We start from the raw sequence: 18,163 nt of genomic DNA, 5'->3' as shown, positions 1-18,163 counted from the left end.
GGGTGAGCGCGTTCAATCGAGAATGTTCTGCAGTCGAACGTGACCGAGGCGCCACGGTGGAGGGGCGGGACGGAGATGGCCTCACCGTCCCGCCCTTGGGCGCGTCACACCGGGGGCATTGTCCCTTTTCCGGTTTCCAGCCAGTCCCGTTCCGCCTCGGTGAGGCGGAGCGCCGCCGAGGCCAGCGAGTCCCGCACCTCCTGCGGCTGCCGCGGCCCGATCAACGGCACGACTGGGAACGGCTGGGAGAGCGTCCAGGCCAGGGCGAGGCCCGTCGACGAGACGCCCTTGTGCTCGGCGAGCCACGCGGCCCGGCGCAGCCGCTCCAGGTTGGCCGGGCTGTGCCAGGACTTCGCGAGCTGGCCGGTGCGCAACTCCTCCGGGTCCGCGAGGGCGTGGGCGCCACGTCCCTGACTCGCCCACGGATACAGGCACATGCGGTTCTCGGCGAGCCAGGAGCGCCACCGCGGGTCCTTGGCGCTCAGCGTTCCCGGATAGATGGGCCGTACCATGTCGATGAGGCTGAACTGGTTGCTGACCCCGGTGGGCGGCACCAGATCGTGTACGTGGGCGTAGGAAACCGCATCCTGGACCCGGACCAGAGGCCAGTTCGACATGCCGTAGCCGCCGATAACGCCGCGCTCCACCAACTCCGCGAGGACGGTCACGAATTCACCGACCGGCACCGAGGGGTTGTCGCGGTGGAGCATGTAGAGAGCGGCGTTCTCGCGCCCCATCCGCTCGAAACTCTCCCTGAGCTGGGGCTCGATCCGGTCGGGCAGGCACTCGGGTGTGTGCGCTCCCTTGGCGAGCACCCACACCTCCTTCTCGACGCCCCGGGAGGCGGCCCAGGCGCCGAAGGCGCGCTCGCAGCAGCCCGGGCCGTAGTCGTAGCCGTACAGCCACGCGGTGTCGAACGCGCGGCCGCCGCCCTCCCAGTACGCGTCGTACACGGGGAAGGCGCGCTCGTTCTGGCCGAAGGCGGACGTGCCGAGGAGCACGGGCGGTTGGTTGCCGGTGGTCGGGGAGGCCGCCTCGGCGGCCGGGTGAGAGGCAGTGGACACATGCCCTCCAGAGGTCGTCGGACAGGAGAAGAGGCGTGCCGCGGCTGACGCGGCACGGGTCAGATCACGGGGCGACGGCCCGGCGGACCTCGTCCGCGACGTGGTCTAGGTGCCCCTCCACCAGGCCCGGGTGCGACGGAAGCGCAAGGAGCTCCTGCGAGAGGCGCTCCGCCACCGGGAGCGACACCCCTTGGTGCTCGGCGAAGGCCGGCTGCTTGTGCAGGGGGAAGGGATAGCGCAGCAGCACCGGCACGCCGCGCGAGCGCAGCGTCGCCGCGATCTCCGCGGCCGGCGGGCGTCCCTCGCCGGGCACCACGCGCACCACGTACTTCCAGAACGCGTGCGTGGTCCCCGCCGGCTCCACAGGCAGTTCGAGCCCGTCGACGCCCGCGAGTCGCTCGGACAGCCGGGCCGCGTTGTGCCTGCGGGCCTCGACCAGCTCCTGGAGACGGGCGTGCTGGGCGAGGCCGATCGCGGCCTGGACAGATGTGAGCCGGTAGTTGTAGCCCACCTCGTGGGCCCAGATCAGGCCCGGGCGGCCCTTGATGGGGCCCTCGCCGTGGCTGCGCAGCCGGCGCAAGCGCTCCGCGTAGCCGGGATTGTTCGTGAGGACGGCGCCGCCCTCGCCCCCCGACGTGATCACCTTCTGCTCGAAGAGGCTGACGCACGCCAGGTCCCCGAACCCGCCTACAGGGCGCCCGCCCGAACGGGTGCCCAGCGCCTGCGCCATGTCCTCGATCACCGGAACGCCCGCGGCGGCTCCGACCGCGGACAGGGCCTCCATGTCCGCGGCACAGCCGTTGATGTGCACCGCCACGATCGCCTTGGTGCGCTCGGTGAGGAGTGCCTTGACGGAGTCGGGGTCCAGGCAGTGCGTGTCGGGTGTGACATCGGCGAAGACCGGGCGGGCGCCCAGATAGGTGACCGGGCTCGCCGAACCGATGAACGTGTGGGTGGGCACGATCACTTCGTCGCCCGGCCCGACGTCCAGCGCGTGCAGTGCCAGGTGCACTGCTGCCGTGCCCGTGGACACGGCGACCGCGTGCTCGACGCCCTGCCCCGCGGCCAGGGCCGACTCGAAGTCCTGGACCGTGCTGTTGCCCGACCCCGCCAGGCGGTTCGAACGCAAGGCGGCGACCGCCGCCTCGATGTCGTTGTCCGCCAGCTGGGGCCACCTCGGCAAATCCTGAAAAGCGCTCACGCTGCACACCCTTCGATTTCTTGGACGCCAGAAAACCGAACTTCCCTGAGAATGCGAGGAGATCCGGCTTCGCGAACCATGCTGTCGGGGGCGGGGAAATTCCTCAACTCGCTGAAACGGCGGGGGCCGTTGCGGAAGAATCTTTATGGGTTCGCCGGAAAGGGCTGGCGTGCTGGAAGGGGTGGCGCCACGAGGCACGGGCAGGCGTCGCCGGTGCTGCCGGTGACCTGCGCCGTACAGTCGGCGGGAGCAAATCGCCGCCACCGGGCGCACCGGTGCGTGGTGCTGACGCTGTGACCGTCCTGCGGGCGTTCGACTGGAGACGAGAAGCAGTCGAACGCGGTAATTGAACGGCATTTCGTGGAGATTGGCTGCGATGCTAACGTGCGGACTGCTCGTCGGGTCCGTGAGGGTGCCCGCGAGAATTTCTGAAGCCGGTCGCCAACGAGCCTGCCGTCACATCTTGCGTCGCTTTCGCACCGCTTTCCAGTCGGAATTCCATGCGAGACCGCGTTCACCTGCAGAGCCGTGTCCCGCTAACAATGGAGGTATGCCATGAGTGTGGTCAGTGTGCACAACGAATGGGATCCACTGGAGGAGATCATCGTCGGGACCGCGCAGGGAGCGCGGGTTCCCCGGGCCGATCGCAGCGTCTTCGCCGTGGAGTACGCGGGGGACTACGCGAACCAGGACCAGGTTCCCTCCGGCCCCTACCCGGACCGGGTCCTCAAGGAGACCGAGGACGAACTGCAGGTCCTGTGCGAGGAACTCACCAAACTCGGCGTCACCGTCCGGCGCCCCGCACCGCGGGACAACGCGGCGCTGCTCACCACCCCGGACTGGCAGACCGACGGCTTCCATGACTACTGCCCCCGCGACGGCCTGCTCGCCGTGGGCCAGACGGTCATCGAGACCCCGATGGCGCTGCGCGCCCGCTTCCTGGAGTCCCTGGCGTACAAGGACATCTTGCTGGAGTACTTCGCCAGCGGCAGCCGGTGGATCTCTGCCCCCAAGCCGCGGCTCACTGATGCCATGTACACCCCTGAAGCGGAGGCGGGAGAACGGCTCCTGGACATCGAGCCGGTCTTCGACGCGGCCAACGTGCTCCGTTTCGGCACCGACCTGCTGTACCTGGTCTCCGACAGCGGCAACGAACTCGGCGCGAAATGGTTGCAGTCCGCGGTCGGCGACGCCTACACCGTCCACCCCTGCCGGAAGCTGTACGCCTCCACCCACGTCGACTCCACGATCGTGCCGCTGCGCCCGGGCCTGGTCCTGACCAACCCGGCGCGGGTCAACGACGACAACATGCCAGACTTCCTGCGTTCCTGGCAGCACATCACCTGCCCGGAACTCGTGGACATTGGCTTCACGGGCGACAAGCCGCACTGTTCCGTGTGGATTGGCATGAACCTGCTCGTGGTGCGCCCCGATCTTGCCGTTGTCGACCGCCGTCAGACGGCGTTGATCAAGCTTCTGGAGAAGCACGGCATGGACGTCCTGCCGCTGCAGCTCACCCACGCCCGCACCCTCGGCGGCGGCTTCCACTGCGCCACCCTCGATGTCCGGCGCTCTGGCTCCCTGGAGACGTACCGCTTCTGACCCGCCGTCCGGTCCTGCGGCGGCGTCCGGGGGCACCGCACGGAGCACGACCCCAACTCCCGCTGCGACAGGAGGTTTGACCACGTGATCGGTTACGGAGTCTGCGTCGGCCCGTCCGACCTGTTCGACCGTATCTGCCGTCCCGGCATCGAACGCGTCCGGGTTCCGGGCAGCCCGCTGTACACCATGCGCAACCAGAGGTCCCTCTTCGAGGCGTACAACGCCATGTTCGACCAGGCGGCCGCCCACTCGGAGATCACCGGCCTGGTGATGCTCCACGACGACATCGAACTGCGGAAGAACCCCGCCGAGGTGGTCACCGAGGTCTTCCAGGACGAGTCCGTCGCCGTGCTCGGCTCCATCGGCGGATCCGACACCGTCTCCCTGGCCTGGTGGAACGAGAGGCCGACCCGGCGCGGCCGGATCACGGACTACGCCAGCGTGCACGACTACGGAGGCGACAGGTACGAGGTGCACGCCGTAGACGATGCGATCCTGTGCGTCAACCGCTGGGTGATTGAGAACGTCCGCTTCCCTGTCGGCCGCTACCGCGGCTTCGAAGGGCTCGGCGTCATCCTCGCCAGCATGGTGCGCGCCGCAGGCAAGCGCGTCGCGGTGCAGGATCTTCAGGACGTGATGCACCACAACGCCGGGCGGGGCTTCAACGGCCTGAAGGACTGGCGTTATAACGAGCTGCGCTGGCAGAGGCAGTTCTTCGACCTCAGCCCGCTCGAACGGATCGGCAGCCGTCTGGAGGAGCTGACGGTACCGGCGCTGCCGGCGCGGGTCGCGGCCCGGCGCCTCGCCCTGCGTGCGGCGGGCCGGGGGTTCGAGACGAGCGATGGAGAGACCGGTGATCCGGCCGTCGACTCCCTGGTGGACGGCTGGTACCGGCGGTGCACGCGGCTGCGTGGCCGGATGAAACACTGAGGAGGCGATCACAGACCATGGCGGCATACACACGGCTGCGTTACGACGTCCAGAAGATCCCGCTCGTCGAGACGGTCCGCGAACTCATGGCGGTGGACGACCTGGCGGTCCTGGGGGCCAGCGATCAGGTCGCCACGCGCGAGACCGACCAGAGCACTCCGTACCACCGGCGCTTCTACGACAACATCGACGTGGTCGCGCCCCTCTATCGCAAGCTCGCCCAGGAACTGCTCGGCCGGGACGCGGACAGCCACTACGTGCAGCGGGTGCCCACCTTCCGCGTGCACCTGCGCAACTCCCTCGCCGTGGGCGAGTGGCACCGCGACCGTGACTTCGGCCACGACCCGGCCGAGGTCAACTACTGGGTGCCGCTCACCAGCGCCTACGGCAGCAACACCCTGTGGATAGACAAGGAGCCGGTGCACGCCGAGTACGGAGACGTCATCGTCTTCGACGGCGCCAACTCCTGGCACGGCAACGTCATCAACGACACCGAACACAGCCGGGTCAGCATGGACTTCCGCACCATCCCCCGGGACCGCTACCGGCCCAACGAACGGACGTCGGTGTCCTTCGGGATGCCGTTCCTGCTCGGTGACTACTGGGACATTCTCTGAACCGCCTGGGGCCTGGAATGAACACGACGACACACCCGACCGACGCGGCCGCGGCGCCGGCCTCCTACGACGAGGCACTGCTCGCCGAGGACCAGCGGTTCCAGCACTTCCTGTCCGGACTCAGCACCGGCGCGCCGGTGTGGTTCTGCTTCTTCACCTCCGGGCTGCTCCATGTCACACGCCACTTCCTGCGCTTCGTACCACCCGGGCTCAACGTCGCGTTCGTCTGCAGCGACTTGACACGGGAAGAGGCCGCGGTGCGCGACACCATGAGCGGAGGGCTTCCCGCCTTCGACATCGACAAGCGGGTCGGCAGCCACGAGATCTTCGAGCTTCTGCTGCGTAATCTCGACCGGCCCTTCGGCATGGTCGACTGCGACTGCTTCGTCACGAAGGCCGACTGGTTCACCCGCTGCACCGACGCGCTGACGGAGGGCGTGGCGGTCAGCGGCCCCTTCACCTACGGGCCGGTCCCGCTGGCCGCACCGCCGTTCATGGCGCTCGACCCGCGGGCCCGCCCCGAGATCGAACGGGCCATCGGCGGGCCCGTCTCTCCCGCCGCGTACGCCTACATTCCGCCGGGCCCGGAGAAGGAAATCGACGGCGCTCTGGCCCGCCTGATCGAGCCGCACCACGAGGCGGCCCTCGCCCAGGTGCTCGCCCTGGAGGGCCACCGGCTGCCGTTTCCGCAGGGCGGCCTGCTCGACGTTCTCGACGACGGCCGTGAGGTGCGCAGCCACGAGCGCTACCACCACGCCCAGAACGGCAACGCCGTCATCCGGGTCGTCTTCGACGGCCTGATGCTCTATCAGCTGATGGCGCTCGCCGCAGGATGGCGCGTCGCCCACTTCCACAGCTACCCCGGCACGAAGGTGTTCGCGCCCGAGCTGGTGCACGCGGGCGGCATCTCGTACTGGCACCGGCTGCGCCCGGGTGAGCTGGCCGCCGGCCGTCATGAACTGCCCTGGTCAGCGCATATCGACGCGCTGCTCCTGGAGGACTTCAACGCCCGCGACGACGCCCCCGACGGCTACCGCTCGCGCAGCCTGAGGCTCGCGGCGAGCCTGCGGCAAGCCGACGTCACCCTCGATGAGCTCAGGGAGCGACTGCGCGGAAAGCTCTCCTCGTCCGGGGTGGACGTCACCGACTCCCGATGGCGTGCCCTGCTGGGGTGAGACGGCGCGACACGACGACGCCCGGCCGCTGTGTGCGGCCGGGCGTCGTCGTGTCGCGCCGTCAGGCGGGGAACAGCTCGTCCTGCTCCTTGCGCAGTTCGTCGATAAGCCGCCCCGTCGGCAGCGTGACGTCGTCATAGGTGAGCACCGTGTCGATGGCGACGCCCCGGCGCAGCACACAGCCCTCGGCGATGCCCAACGGGAGCAGCCGCTGCGCGCGGGTCGCCGCATGGGACTCGGCGACGCCGTAGGTGTCGTAGCCGCCGAGGCCGTCCAGGATGTCTCCGGCCTTCAGGTCGCGCTTCGCCGTGGCGACCACGTCCACCCGCGGCCCGCCCGGCGGGGTCAGGGCCGCGTCCGCGAAGTCGACCGCCCGCACGATCGTGTGAGGCACCTCGAAGTGACAGAGGTGGTAAGGCGTGTAGAAGCTGTACAGCGGCCCCTTGCCGAGCTTGTACAGCTCCAGGTAGTCCCGCTGCCGGGGGTCGTCATGCGTGCCGAGCACGTAGACGCCGGGGCCGGGCCGGGCGCCGATCACATAGTCCACGACCCCGCCGAGTTCGCGGAGTTCGTCGACGTCGTACACCTGCGACAGCGCGTCGATGTGCCCGGTGTACTCGCGGCCGTACATGCCGCGCCGGGCCACGGTCAGGCCATGTGCGTTCGCCACGATGGCCTGCTCGAAGGAGACCTTCGTGCCGTCGGTGAAGCTCGTGACCATATTGACGTTCTGGCCCCAGCGGTCGGCCCAGACCTGCTGAGTGGTGGGCGTGCGATGCTCGTCCTGGAAGCCCTTCACGTTGCCCGCCACCAGCGGAGTCACACCGAGGCTGCGCACGAAGCGCAGCAGATTTCCCTGCACCCCCGGCTGGTCGCCATCCGCCGCGGTGAGCAGCACCCCGGCGCGGCGCGCGCGATGGGCGAGCAACGGGCCGACGGTCCCGTCGAGTTCGGCGTTCATCGTGACGACCGGAAGGCCGCGCTCGACGGCGGCGACGGTGACCCGGGCGCCGAACTCCACGGCGCCGGTCACATCGACTAGGCAGTCGATGCCTTCGGCGGCGAGCAGCGCGAAGGCGTCCTCCGTCACCACCGGCCGGCCGGCGGCCACGGCGGCCTCGATGCCCTCCGCATGCCGTGCCCGCAGCGGTTCGAGACCCGCTTCGGTGTACGCGCGCTCGGCGTTCGCAAGTGTCTTGTTGGCGATCGCGGCGACCCGCATCCCGGGCACCGAGCGGACGATATGGCGGACCAGGCCGCGCCCCATGAACCCGGCGCCGACCATGCCGACCCTGATCGGCCGTCGCTCCTCGGCACGCCTGCGCAGCGCGCTGTCGACGATGATCATCGCGACCTCCTCCCGGAGAGGCATGCCGCCGGGCCGAAATGGCCCGGAAGGACCGGTAAGCCACTTGGTGAGGTACCGGCCAGGGGCAATTCGTGAATCAGCATGGACAACTCCCCGGTTGGTAAGGGCCAGAGAAGAAAGGAAAACCCAGTGAGAGCGCTTTAGGGAAGAGCGTTCGACTACTCGGCGTACGCACTTGAACGTGCCGGTGCTGAACCGTTGCCGATACGGATTCCGCTGTCTTAGCCTGTGAATTATGCATTCCAGAGAACCGCGCAGAGAGCCGCACGTAGATTGGGAAATCCTCTTCGGTGAGAACTATGACCACTTCGACCTTCCCGATCTCACCGTGGAGCTGAGTGAGCGGGAAGTAGCGCGCATGGTCAAGTTGGGCCATATCGGCCAGAACATGGACGTCCTGGACGCTCCGTGCGGACACGGGCGGCACGCCAACATTCTCGCCGCACAAGGCTATTCCGTGGTTGGCGTCGACCGGGACGAGCGTTTTCTGGCCAACGCTGCGGACGGCGCGCGAACCATGGGCGTCGACGTGGACTACCGGCAGGTCGACCTGCGGGAGATGTCCTTCACTGCCGAATTCGATGTGGCCGTCTCGTGGTACAGCTCATTCGGCTACTTCGACGACGAGACCGACCGCGACATCCTGCGCCGTTACCGCCAGGCGCTGCGTCCCGGCGGCCGGTTCCTGCTCGACATGCATTCGCCGTACCGGCACGTGCCGAGCATGCGAGCCAACCACGACCGGCACGTCGACGTGCTGCGCCGGGGCGAGGACATGGCGGTGGAGATCCATGAGCTCGATGCCGAGGCCAGCCGCTGTTTCTCGGAGAAGATCACGGTCCTGAACGGAAAGGTGGAGCGGGCCGGCTTCAGCGTCCGGATGTTCACCGCCCCGGAAATAGTGGAGTGGTTCCGCACGGCCGGTTTCTCCGACGCGCGGGTAATGGACGAGGACGGCGGTACGTTCACGATCAGCAGCCGTCGTCTCGTCGTCCTCGGCACGGCCTGAGGCCTCTGCGCGGGCCGCCGCACGCGCTCCGCGGCCGCAGAGCGCGTGCGTCAGTGAGCCTGGTGCGGGATCACCCCCAGGTGAGGGGGTCGAGGTGCAGGTAGAACCGTTCCCGGTCGCGGTCGAGCGTGATGCCGTAGCGCTCGGCGAAGGCCTTCTCCGCGGCGTCGGTCTGCTCGTCGTCGGTCCACTTCTCCAGGCGGGCGGAGGCGAGGAGGAGGGCGAGATCGGCGTAGCGGTCGGCACGGCCGAGGCGGCCAAGGTCGATGAAGCCCGCGACGGTCAGGGTGTCGGGGTCGAGGATGATGTTGGGAAGGCAGAGGTCTCCGTGGCAGACGACGGTGTCCTGGGCCTCCTGGGCGAGGCGCTGGTCGAGGTGCGGGGCGAGGCGGGCGATGAGTTCGTCAGGAGGGGTCTGCTGCTGCTCGACGGGGAGGAAGTCGGGGTTGACAGCGCCGCGGGCGACGACGTCGCGGGCCACGGCGTACATCTGAGTCAGGTCACGGCTGAAGGGGCACTGCTGCGGAGGCAGGGTGTGCAACTGGCGTACGGCGTCGGTGATGGCGTCCCACGCGGTGAGCAGTGTCGCGGCCGGGAGCTGGTCGGCCGGGATACCCGCGACGGCGCTGGTCACCAGGGCCGCAGCGGTGTCGTCGGCACGCCAGTCCAGGACCTTCGGGCCGGGCACGCCCTGCTTGCTGAGCCAGTCGACGCGGTCGCGCTCCGCTTCGAGTTCGGCCAGCGCCACGGCCGGGATGCATTTGGCGTAGCGCGAGCCGTCGGCCGAGCGGAAGACGCTGGCTCCCGACTCGCCCTCCGTGACCGGCGTCCAGCCGCCGTCGGCGCTGAGTAACGTGTTGACGGCAGACGATGAATCAACCATGTCTGCCAATCTATCTGCACTTGTCGCGAGGATTAAGTTTGTTTCACCGGGGGTCCTCCGTTCGACTGCGCACGGCACACAGTCGAACGACGCGGAGCGGCCCGGAGTTGACACCTACAGCCGGGCCAGCGCCGCGGCCAGGTACGGCTCAAGGCGCTCAAGGACCCTCGGCTCAAGGCCGTCGTCGGGCAGCAGATCGACCACGGCCGCCACATCCCAGTATGGGTGGTGGACCGCCGCATCGGCGAGCCTGTCGTAGTGGGCGGCGAAGCCGTCGGCGAAGCCCGTGCCGACCGAGACGGCGAGATTCCAGCGCATGTGGCCCAGATCGAAGGCGGCCGGGCCGAGCGAGGCGGTGTTCCAGTCGACGACGCCGGTCAGCCTGGTGCCGGACCACAGGGTGTTGCCCGCGTGAAAGTCGCGGTGCATGAACACCGTCGGCGCGGTCGGCGCTCCTGCCCGTACAGCGGAGAACGCGCGCTCCCACACGGCCGGGTTGCCGCTGTGCTTCGGTGGCCGGGGGGCCGCCAGGTCGTTGTACGGCTGGAACGGAACCACGGCGTCCGACGGGGCCGCCGGCGGGTCGACCCGGTGAATGGCATGGGCGGCCTCGGCCAGGTGGGACACGAAGTCCGGCGACCGTGCGGTGTCCGCGTCGGGCTGCCCGCCCTCCAGACACGTCATGAGCAGTGTGGGCGCCCCGCACCACGTCCCGTCGGGATCGGACGCGACCAGGCGTGGGGTGGGGAGCCGCGCGTGCTCAAGGAGCAGCAGCACTGCAGCTTCCCTGAGGACCGCTGTGCGCCGGACGTCGTCCTGGGCCCGTCGGCTGGCGGACCAGCGCAGCACCATGCGGCGGGGCGGGCTTCCTTGGACGGTGAGCGCCACGTTGTGATGCGCGGCGCCCGCGGCCAGGGGCTCGACGGAAATAATGCGGCCGCCCGTGCACGCCCGGGCCCAGGCCAGTGCCTCGGGAGTGGGAACGGCTGGCGGGCGGGGGCTCCCGTCCGCGGAATAGAGCAGAAAGGGCTGCTGGGCCAACATGCGTTACGTACCTTCCTGCCTGCTCGGCGAAAACTTCTGGTGAATGGAAAAACTATCCAAGCGGGTCGAGTGTCGCATGGCCGCCGGGTGCGCTTCACGCGGTCTGCCGCCGCTTGACGCCACTTACTGGTACACGATCAAATGCTCACCCGAACCGGTCCAGAACTGGATACAGTCTCCGGGAGGTGCGTATGAACGTGCTCGGACTGAGCTGCGGATTTGCCACGGAGCGCGATGAGTTGGGCGATAACTGGCCCATCGAGCTGAGCCACGATTCGGCGTCCGCGTTAGTGAGCGACGGCGCTGTCGTGGCGGCGGTTGAAGAGGAACGGCTGAATCGAGTCAAGCACACCAATAAATTCCCCGAGTACGGGATACGGGCCTGCCTGGAACAAGCCGGAATTAATCCCACGGAGCTGGACGGAATCGCCTTCTACTGGACGGAGGCCGAGCTTGACAAGGATCTGGACCTCGTCTACGCGGAGCGGCCCCGCCAACCGCGCAGGTATACTCGGGAGTTACTAACCGAGCGCCTTTCTGAGACGCTGGGGCACGATATCGACCCAGCCCTGCTGCACTTCGTACGCCACCACACCTCCCATGCGAGCGGCACCTATTACCACTCTGGATTCTCCGACGCCCTAGTGGTGGTGATGGACGGGCGGGGGGAGAAGGAGTCCATCTCGGTGATGTCCGGGAGTGGCGGCGACCTGGCCGCGGAGCCCGTGCGCACCTACGGGATCCGCGAGTCCCTGGGCTTCTTCTACCGGACCGCCATCGAAATGCTCGGCTATGGCCTCTTTGACGAGTACAAGGTCATGGGCCTGGCTCCGTACGGCAACCCGGAGCGCTTCCGCAAGCACTTCCAACGGCTCTACGACCTCACGCCGGACGGCGGGTACGAGCTCGACGTCGACGACGTCCTTCCGTACTTCGTCGACCAGGGTTTCCACCCCCGGGCCAAGGGCGCCCCCTTCACCCAGGAGCACAAGGACTTCGCCGCCGCCGTCCAGGAGGCCCTGGAGACCATCGCCCTGCACGTCGTGACTGCGGCCCAGAAGCAGACCGGCCACACCCGGCTGTGTTTGAGCGGGGGAGTGGCGCTCAACTGCACCATGAGCGGCCGGATCCTCCAAAGCGGCCTGTTCGACGAGATGTTCGTGGACCCCGCGTCCCACGACGCGGGTGCCTCGGCCGGCGCCGCCCACTACGTCGCGGCCGCGCGGGCACCGCGCCGCTACCATGCCGTCCCGCTGAGCCACGCCTACCTGGGCCCGTCGATCGGTGGTGACCGGGAGGTCGAACGGACCCTGTCCCGCTGGTCGTCCCTCGTCGAGGTCCGCCACACCTCCGATCCGGCCGCCGAGGCTGCCGACCTCCTCGCCGAGGACAAGGTGATCGGCTGGGTGCAGGGCCGCTCCGAGTTCGGTCCGCGTGCGCTAGGCAACCGCAGCATTCTCGGCGACCCGCGCTCCGCCGGTAACCGGGACCGCATCAACGCCATCGTCAAGCGGCGCGAGTCCTACCGGCCGTTCGCGCCCGCCACGGTGGCTGAAGAGGCCGCCCGGTTCTTTGACTTCAAGGACGGCATGCCGCTGCGCTACATGGTCGCCTCGGTCGCGGTGCGCCCCGAGGCACGGGACCTGCTCGGGGCGGTGACCCACGTCGACGGCTCGGCCCGGCTCCAGGTGATCGAGCGGGATCACAACCCCGGCTATTGGGAGGTGATCACCGAGTTCGGGAAGCGGACAGGCGTCCCGGTGGTCCTCAACACGTCGTTCAACAACGACGTCGAGCCCGTGGTCCAGAGCGTCGAGGACGCCCTCGTCTGCTTCCTCACCACGCGCCTCGATGCCCTGTTCGTCGGGCCGTACGCCGTGACGAAGCGGGCAGTCGCCCCCTCCGTGTACCGGTCACTCTCGCTGCGGCTGCCCCCGCAGGTGAGCCTGGAGTGGACGCGCGAGGCGGACGACGGGGCGGCAGCGGGGACGGGGCAGTACGCGCTGAGGTTCCGGCTGACTGGCGGCCGTTCCGAACCTCTCTCGCACCGCCTAGGGGAACTGCTGCGGACTACCGCATTCCCGGTGACCGTGGCGGACCTCCTCGACCGGGAGCAGGAGAGCGCCACGGAGGAGAGCCTGGCGGCGGAAATTGTCGAGCTCTGGAGCCGGCGCATGATCGTCCTCGAACCTTGACCGCGGCCCGCCCGTCCGGCGGCCGCCGGACACCGTGCCGGCGCGGCCGCCGAAGCCCTGCGCAGTGCACTTCCGGGACTCTTGAGAATATGGGGAACTGGGTGTTCAACTCCTTGACCGACGGGCCGCCGCGCCCTGGACGGCTTCGGGTGATGCGCCCGCTGCCCGTCGCAGACCCGGGAGTTCCGGATACGCGCTCGGCCACGCGGTACTTGCTGTGGCTCGCGCGCCGCAATGCCTGGCCCTTGAGCGCGGCGGCGTTCTTCGGCATGTTGTGGCTCGGCTCGCAGGCACTCATACCGGTGGTCATCCGCGAGGCCGTCGACGAGGGCCTGGTACCTGGCGACATGCGCACGGTCCTCTCCTGGTCGGCGGTCCTGCTCGGACTTGGCGCCGTCCAGGCCGTGTCCGGCACCGTCCGGCGGCGCCTGAACATGTACAACGCCCTCTCGGCGGGCTTCCGTACCGTGCAGCTCGTAATCGGACACGCCAACTCCCTCGGCGCCTCACTGGCCCGTCGCGTGGACGACGGTGAGCTGGTCAGCATCGGTACCTCGGACATGAACACTCTGGGGCACGCCTTCGACATCGTGGGCCGGGCCGTCGGCGCCCTGGTCTCGGTCGTCCTCGTCGCCGCGATCCTGCTCGGCCAGTCGCCCGTCCTCGGCACGATGCTGATCGTCGTGGTGCCGGTGATCGTCCTCGCCATGGGGTACACACTGCGGCCCCTGCACCGGCGCCAGCGGGACTACCGGCGGCTCCAGGGCGAGTTGACCTCCCGGCTCACCGACATCGTCGCGGGACTGCGGGTGCTGCGTGGCGTCGGCGGCGAGACCTCCTTCGCCCGCTCCTACCGCCAGCGTTCCCAGAGGGTGCGCAAGGCGGGCTCCAAGGTCGCTGGGGCCGAGGCCTTGATCCGCAGCGCCCAGGTGCTGCTGCCCGGGCTCCTGGTCGCCACCGTCACCTGGATCGGTGCGTACGGCACGCTGGAGAGCTCCGTGACCCCCGGCGAGCTGGTCGCCTTCTACGCCTACGCGGCCTTCCTCGTCGAGCCGCTGGGCATCTTCACCGAGACCGCCGACCGGTTCGCCCGGGCCCATGTCGCCGCTCGTCGCGTCATCGCCGTGCTCCGCATCCGGACGAGACCCGCGCCCGAGGAGGCCTCCCTGCCGATGGGCGCCCTGGTGGCCGAAATCGCCGACGAGACCTCCGGGTTCATCACCACGCCTGGCACGTTTCACGCCGTGGTCGCACCGTCGGCCGAGGGCCTGCGCCTCGCCGACCGGCTCGGCGGCTACACCGACGCTCCCGTACGGTACGACGGCCTGCTCCTCACCACCCCGGCGCCCGATGAGGTGCGCCGCCGCATCCTCGTCGTCGACAGCCGCCCCCGGCTCTTCCGCGGTCCGCTGCGTGCCAGCCTCGACCCGCACGGTACCGCCGACGACACCGCGATCGCTGCGGCGCTGCGGGCGGCCGCCGCCGATGACATCGTCGAGGCACTGCCCCGGGGCCTCGACACCGACATCACCGCCGACGGGCGCCGATTCTCCGGAGGCCAGCGGCAGCGCCTCTTCCTGGCGCGGGCCGTCCTTGCCGATCCCGACGTCCTGGTCGTGGTCGACCCCACCTCGGCGGTGGACGCCCACACCGAGAACGTCCTCGCCCGCCGGCTGCGGGCCGCACGGACCGGCCGCACCACCGTCCTCATCAGCTCAAGCCCGCTCCTCCTCGACCACGCCGAACGGGTCTCCTTCCTGCCCGACGGACGCGTCGTCGCCACCGGCACACACCGAGAGCTCCTCGCCCGCCGCGCGGACTACCGCCTGGTGATCCAGCGCGAGGCCGGACATTCCCACCCGCCCGGGCAGGCGCCCGCCGCAGGCACGGCGCCCCTGGGGAACGGCGAATGAGCGGGGCCCGGCTGCCGGTGGCCGAGACCGCCCAGGTGCGTGCGCACGGTCTGGCGATGGCCCGCAGGCACCGGCGCGACCTGGCCTGGATGCTGGTGTGCCACGGACTGGCTGCGGTCTGCGGCCTGGCCGGGCCCTGGCTGATCGGCCGCCTTCTCGACGAGGTCGTGCAGGGCACCACCACCCTCGCCACCGTCCACGCCATCGGCCTCGGGCTGCTGCTCTCCCTGCTCGCCCAGGCCGTCATGACCCACTGGGCCGTGCGGCGCTCCTGCCAGTTCGGGGAGAAGATCACCGCCGAGGTGCGCGAGGACTTCGTGGACCGCGTCGCGGGCCTGCCGCTGTCCACCGTCGAGGACGCCGAGCCCGGAGATCTCCTCACCCGTGCGTCCCGCGACACCGACGCCCTGACCAACACCGTGCGCTACGCGGTGCCCGAAACCCTGATCGCCCTGATGACGTGCCTGTTCACGTTCGCGGCGCTGATGCTCGTGGGCCCCCTCACTGCGCTGCCCAGCCTCGTCGTCATCCCGTTGCTCTGGGGCGGAACCCGGTGGTACCTGCGCCGGTCCGGCGCCGCCTACCGCCGAAGGGGCGCCAGCTATACGGCTCTTGGCGACACCCTCGCCGAGACTGTGCCCGGCGCCCGCACGGTCGAGGCGCTCCGGCTGCGGACGTGGCGGCGCCAGGCCCTGGACCGCGACCTCGGCGAGGCGTATGCGGCCGAGCGCCACACCATGTGGCTGCGCAGTTCCTGGTACTTGCTGGTCGAGTTCAGCTACGTCATCCCCGTGGTCGCGACGCTCGCTGTCGGCGGCCTGCTCTACACCCATGACGCCGTCACCCTGGGCCAGGCCGTCGCGGCCACGCTGTACGTACGGCAGCTGCTGTTCCCCCTCGACGACATGCTGAGTTGGATGGACGAGCTCCAGATCGGTGCCGCGTCGCTCGCGCGGGTGCTCGGCATCGGCAGAATCCCGGCCGACCGGAGGCCCACCGGCGAGCACCCCCAGGGCGAACGGCTCGCCACCCGCGGCGTCACCTACGCCTACCAGCGGGGCCGCGACATCCTGCACGGTGTGGACGTGGACCTCGCGCCCGGCGAACGCCTCGCTGTCGTGGGCCCGTCCGGCTCGGGGAAGTCCACCCTCGGCAAGCTCCTCGCGGGGGTCTACGCACCCACCGGCGGCACCGTCGAGCTCGGCGGGGTGCGCCTGGTCGACCTGAGCGCCGAGGACCTGCGGCGCCGCATTGCACTGGTCACCCAGGAACATCACATCTTCCGGGGCACCCTGCGGGAGAACATCACCTGCGCGCGGCCCGCCGCCGAGGAGGAGGTCCGGCATGCGCTGGAAGCCGTCGGCATGGCGGCGTGGGCGGCGGAACTCCCCGGCGGACTCGATATCGTGGTCGGTTCGGGGGGCCACCAGCTGACCGCGGCGCAGGCCCAACAGGCGGCGCTGGCACGGCTTGTGCTCGCCGACCCGCACACCGTGGTCCTCGACGAGGCCACCGCACTCCTGGACCCGGCCACCGCGCGCCACACCGAGCAGACGCTCGCCGCCGTGCTGCGCGGCCGTACCGTCATCGCCATCGCGCACCGGCTGCACACCGCGCAGGATGCCGACCGGATCGCGGTGATGGAGGACGGCCGCATCCGCGAACTAGGCAGCCACCACGAACTGCTCGCCGCAGGCGGCGCCTACGCCGCGCTGTGGCGGGCCTGGCACGGCGACTGACGCGAGTGCGTGGCCCCTGCAGCGAGGACGGCGGAGGGGCCACGCACGTTCATGGCGTACCAGACGGGCTCAGAACTTGACATCCGAGCAGGCGTAGAAGGCGTTCGCGGTGTCGTGCACGTTCCACACGGCGAGGATGACGTGGCGGCCGGACTTGCCCGCTGGCAGCTTGCCCTCGTGCTCCGAAGGTGAACGGCGGGCGCTGGCCGTCGTAGTCGACGGTCAGGAAGGGCGCGGGGTTCAACTGGGCCCTGGAGAGAGGCTTGCTCTGGTCAAACGGCTTCCCCTCCGGGGACGCTCCATCGGCTGCCAGTGATGTCGAGCCGGTCGGCGCCCTCGACGATGCCGCGGGCGATCGGCCAGCCGGCAGCGAGCGCCTAGTCGTAGCGGACGAAGACGGTGTTGTTCTCCAGGTAGCAGCAGGCTTTGTCTGCGGCGGTCCGCTGGTCGTGGTGAGGTGGTGGCGGTCGGCTGGGGCGCGAGTGTCGGCGACGGCGCCGGTGGAGTCGCCGGCCAGGATCCGGCGATGCCGTCATCTACTCGCGCTTGGAGTACGACATACAGCAGGCGGCGGGTAACGCTCAGTTCGACGTTGAGGACCACCTCATGGCGAACGAACGCGAACGGTGAGTACGAGCTCTCGGTACACACGAAACCCACACTTGGAAAACGCGCGTATAGCGCGTCGGCGATCCGGTGTCTTCCCTCGGATTCTCAAGGTCTGCTGTTGTCTGAGGTGTTCAGCCGGCTTGCACACGCTGTGTGTCGTCCTGGGGCTGTGTGGTCGGCTCCTGGGTGTCAGGGGCGGTGTAGAAGACGGATGCGCCTTGCTTGGTGCGCTGAGCGTGGCTTTTGGCGACGAGTCCTTCGAGGGTGGTGCGTACGACGGTGGTCTGAATGCGGCGGTCGGGATGGACCTGGCTGAGTGCGGCGGCGACCTCTGCGGCGGAGCGTGGTTCGCTCTGTTCGGTGAGGTGGCGGCGGATGAGTTCGACGAGGGTGGGCTGGGCCGTCTTCGGGGCCGCGGTCTTGGCGGTGGGCTTCTTGGCCTGCTTGCTTCCTTGTGGGGGAGTGGTCTTCTTGGTTCGGGTTCGCTTGCCGGTTGCTGGCTTGGTGGCGGTCTTCTGCTGGGGAACGGAAGGTGCGGCGACATCTTCGGCCGCGGAGGCCGGCTCCGGTTTGCTTGCGGCGCCGAGTGCCTGCTGCATGTTGACCAGCACGGTGTGGTCTTGCTGCAGTGCCAGGAGTTGGTCTTGCAGGGCGTCGATCTCCCCGCGGAGACGTTCCTGCTCTTTGGCGTTGCGTTCGAGGTCGGCGGCGACCTGGGCGGTGTACTGCGCCTTGAGATCAGTGGTTTCCACCGGTGTCTCGGTCATGGCGCTTCCCTTCCCGATAAGCAATGCGTTGGGAGTGGATGTTACT

The 18,163-nt window shown here is 69.3% G+C and carries 14 protein-coding genes and 1 pseudogene; 8 read left to right on the top strand and 7 right to left on the bottom strand.

The window, feature by feature from the left end:
• Positions 1 to 104: 104 nt before the first annotated feature.
• A complete protein-coding gene (locus tag IE262_RS37565) occupies positions 105 to 1,064 on the bottom strand; it encodes an aldo/keto reductase (RefSeq protein ID WP_134041453.1) in 960 nt (319 codons plus the stop codon).
• A 64-nt stretch (positions 1,065 to 1,128) separates the two neighbouring features.
• Positions 1,129 to 2,265 (bottom strand): DegT/DnrJ/EryC1/StrS family aminotransferase, encoded by a 1,137-nt coding sequence (locus IE262_RS37560; protein ID WP_189880043.1) that lies wholly within the window; start codon positions 2,263 to 2,265, stop codon positions 1,129 to 1,131.
• A gap of 555 nt (positions 2,266 to 2,820) precedes the next feature.
• Here IE262_RS37560 and IE262_RS37555 point away from each other — a divergent pair.
• The 4 genes from IE262_RS37555 (at position 2,821) to IE262_RS37540 (ending at position 6,589) form a co-directional block, all read left to right on the top strand.
• Entirely contained in the window at positions 2,821 to 3,867 is a 1,047-nt protein-coding gene (locus tag IE262_RS37555; RefSeq protein ID WP_134041457.1) for an inosamine-phosphate amidinotransferase 1, read from the top strand.
• Between the two features lie 84 nt (positions 3,868 to 3,951).
• Entirely contained in the window at positions 3,952 to 4,797 is an 846-nt protein-coding gene (locus IE262_RS37550) for a glycosyltransferase (RefSeq protein WP_134041459.1), read from the top strand.
• Between the two features lie 17 nt (positions 4,798 to 4,814).
• A complete protein-coding gene (locus tag IE262_RS37545) occupies positions 4,815 to 5,414 on the top strand; it encodes a phytanoyl-CoA dioxygenase family protein (protein WP_134041461.1) in 600 nt (199 codons plus the stop codon).
• A gap of 17 nt (positions 5,415 to 5,431) precedes the next feature.
• Positions 5,432 to 6,589 (top strand): dTDP-dihydrostreptose--streptidine-6-phosphate dihydrostreptosyltransferase, encoded by a 1,158-nt coding sequence (locus IE262_RS37540; protein WP_134041463.1) that lies wholly within the window; start codon positions 5,432 to 5,434, stop codon positions 6,587 to 6,589.
• A 61-nt stretch (positions 6,590 to 6,650) separates the two neighbouring features.
• Here the strand turns inward: IE262_RS37540 and IE262_RS37535 are convergent, their stop codons facing one another.
• Complete coding sequence (locus IE262_RS37535) at positions 6,651 to 7,937, bottom strand: NAD(P)H-dependent oxidoreductase (protein ID WP_134041465.1); 1,287 nt, start codon at positions 7,935 to 7,937, stop codon at positions 6,651 to 6,653.
• Positions 7,938 to 8,286: 349 nt separating this feature from the next.
• Between IE262_RS37535 and IE262_RS37530 the strand changes: the two genes are divergently transcribed.
• The gene (locus tag IE262_RS37530) at positions 8,287 to 8,967 is read left to right on the top strand and encodes a class I SAM-dependent methyltransferase (protein WP_229877935.1); all 681 of its coding nucleotides are present in this window, start codon (positions 8,287 to 8,289) and stop codon (positions 8,965 to 8,967) included.
• A 70-nt stretch (positions 8,968 to 9,037) separates the two neighbouring features.
• On the opposite strand, the gene IE262_RS37525 is transcribed toward IE262_RS37530, so the two are convergent.
• Both IE262_RS37525 and IE262_RS37520 read right to left on the bottom strand, forming a co-directional pair.
• Complete coding sequence (locus IE262_RS37525; RefSeq protein WP_134041469.1) at positions 9,038 to 9,850, bottom strand: APH(3'') family aminoglycoside O-phosphotransferase; 813 nt, start codon at positions 9,848 to 9,850, stop codon at positions 9,038 to 9,040.
• A gap of 114 nt (positions 9,851 to 9,964) precedes the next feature.
• The gene (locus IE262_RS37520) at positions 9,965 to 10,894 is read right to left on the bottom strand and encodes a phosphotransferase family protein (RefSeq protein WP_189880039.1); all 930 of its coding nucleotides are present in this window, start codon (positions 10,892 to 10,894) and stop codon (positions 9,965 to 9,967) included.
• 191 nt (positions 10,895 to 11,085) lie between these two features.
• Here IE262_RS37520 and IE262_RS37515 point away from each other — a divergent pair, with 191 nt between their 5' ends.
• From IE262_RS37515 to IE262_RS37505, 3 genes are all read left to right on the top strand, one after another.
• Positions 11,086 to 13,089 (top strand): carbamoyltransferase family protein, encoded by a 2,004-nt coding sequence (locus IE262_RS37515; protein WP_189880037.1) that lies wholly within the window; start codon positions 11,086 to 11,088, stop codon positions 13,087 to 13,089.
• Positions 13,090 to 13,334: 245 nt separating this feature from the next.
• On the top strand, positions 13,335 to 15,002 hold the full coding sequence (locus IE262_RS37510; protein WP_229877933.1) for an ABC transporter transmembrane domain-containing protein: 1,668 nt from the start codon (positions 13,335 to 13,337) through the stop codon (positions 15,000 to 15,002).
• Entirely contained in the window at positions 14,999 to 16,741 is a 1,743-nt protein-coding gene (locus IE262_RS37505; RefSeq protein WP_189880035.1) for an ABC transporter ATP-binding protein, read from the top strand. The genes IE262_RS37510 and IE262_RS37505 overlap by 4 nt, the downstream gene beginning before the upstream one ends.
• 69 nt (positions 16,742 to 16,810) lie before the next feature.
• Here IE262_RS37505 and IE262_RS40045 read toward each other — a convergent pair.
• A pseudogene (locus IE262_RS40045) lies at positions 16,811 to 17,006 on the bottom strand (lytic polysaccharide monooxygenase); the annotation flags it as partial.
• A gap of 475 nt (positions 17,007 to 17,481) precedes the next feature.
• Positions 17,482 to 18,117, bottom strand: coding sequence for a hypothetical protein (locus IE262_RS37495; RefSeq protein WP_134041477.1), 636 nt, complete (start codon positions 18,115 to 18,117; stop codon positions 17,482 to 17,484).
• Positions 18,118 to 18,163 lie beyond the last annotated feature (46 nt).

The sequence above is a fragment of the Streptomyces bluensis genome, from assembly GCF_014650715.1.
GTDB classification, from domain to species: Bacteria; Actinomycetota; Actinomycetes; order Streptomycetales; family Streptomycetaceae; genus Streptomyces; species Streptomyces bluensis.
The sequence above is the reverse complement of the archived record's forward strand: the minus strand, read 5'-3'. Positions and strand labels throughout refer to the sequence as shown.